The organism is Streptomyces sp. DH12 (genome assembly GCF_020873895.1).
Taxonomy (GTDB): Bacteria; Actinomycetota; Actinomycetes; order Streptomycetales; family Streptomycetaceae; genus Streptomyces.
Genome location: NZ_JAHWGT010000531.1, coordinates 1 through 575, shown reverse-complemented (window position 1 = coordinate 575; position 575 = coordinate 1). Strand labels below are relative to the sequence as shown.

Annotated in this window: 1 protein-coding gene; it reads left to right on the top strand. The window is 64.5% G+C overall.

The features are described 5' to 3' along the window. Window positions 1-575 (top strand): DNA cytosine methyltransferase (locus LPA54_RS35600; RefSeq protein WP_228984711.1); only part of this gene is annotated, 575 nt, incomplete at both ends.

Genomic DNA, 575 nt, shown 5'->3' with positions numbered 1-575 from the left:
GTCATCAAGGACTTGAAGTACGAGTGGCCAACGCCCACCCACGAGGAACCGGTGAGTGTGGCTGCAAAACTCCAGCCTTCGATGCTGGAGCGGTACTCGCGGTATTTCGAAGGAATCCACGCACAGCGGGCCCGTGATGCTTACGAGAACTGGCTCCGCAAGGCGCAGGAACGAGACGCCGAGCTGAAGGGCAAGGGCGGCGGGATCGCCCCGACTCTTGTAGGCGGATCCAAGAAGCACGGCGGCGCAGACCTGGGGCCGAGTCGCGCGAAGGCGGCCTGGCGCCAGCTCGGTATCTCGGGCATGGGTGTCGCCAACGATATCGAGACCTGCGAGAAGAAGCAGACCGAAGACCGTGATCTCTTCGGCCCGGACGGCCCGATGCTTACGGTGCGGCAGGCAGCCCTCGTCCAGGGTTTCCCGGTGGAGTGGGACTTCTTCGGCGGGAAGACGGCGCAATACCGGCAGGTCGGTAACGCATTCCCGCCGCCCGTAGCCAAGGCCGTGGGGGAGTCGATCGCCGATGTGCTCAGGGCAGCACAGGAGCGTGACCGCTCCGAGGCTAAGTCTGCTTA